This is a genomic window from Xenorhabdus miraniensis (assembly GCF_002632615.1).
In genome coordinates, this window is sequence record NZ_NITZ01000132.1 from 1 (window position 1) to 253 (window position 253).

Annotated in this window: 1 protein-coding gene; it reads right to left on the bottom strand. The window is 63.6% G+C overall.

The window, feature by feature from the left end; genetic code table 11:
• Positions 1 to 13: 13 nt before the first annotated feature.
• Positions 14 to 205, bottom strand: a complete 192-nt coding sequence (locus tag Xmir_RS22430; RefSeq protein WP_099116125.1) for a hypothetical protein — start codon at positions 203 to 205, stop codon at positions 14 to 16.
• Positions 206 to 253: the final 48 nt, after the last annotated feature.

Consider the following 253-nt stretch of genomic DNA (forward strand, 5'->3'; position numbering starts at 1 on the left):
GACATAATGTCAATTATACGCTGCGAACCGCTGTACGGGGTTGATTCGGGCAGCGGAGCCGCCCGGTGAGTGGCGTATAATTCCCCCACATTATGTTGAGTGGGCTTTGGGCGGCCGGCACTGACTGAACGGGGACACGATAGCTCAGGCCGCCCATTGCCCACGTACCCCCGCAGACACCGGGGCTGACGGGCAGTCCGGCCACGGTCTGCCCCTGCTCCGAACCCTGCCCGGCTCAACGGGGATTATCGGG